This window comes from Pseudomonas sp. IT-232MI5 (assembly GCF_949767845.1).
Classification (GTDB): Bacteria; Pseudomonadota; Gammaproteobacteria; order Pseudomonadales; family Pseudomonadaceae; genus Aquipseudomonas.
Window position 1 is genome coordinate 1 of sequence record NZ_CATKQE010000056.1, and the last position, 209, is coordinate 209.

Annotated in this window: 1 protein-coding gene; it reads left to right on the plus strand. The window is 59.3% G+C overall.

Features of this window, described 5'->3' with window-relative positions:
* Positions 1-209: hypothetical protein (locus tag ACM6JQ_RS23125; RefSeq protein ID WP_414894727.1), on the plus strand; the 209-nt coding region annotated here is incomplete at both ends.

Consider the following 209-nt stretch of genomic DNA (forward strand, 5'->3'; position numbering starts at 1 on the left):
ATTCCGACGGTGATACCAGCACGGCGAATCTGGTACTGCAGATCCACAACAACGACGATCCGGTGATTATCAATGGCCTGAACGTCGAAGGCGGGGAGCTGACGGTCTACGAGAAAAACCTCACTGACGGCAGCACACCGGATGCCACCGCGCTGACCCAGAGCGGCACGTTCACCATCACTGCGCTGGACGGCGTGACCACGCTGACT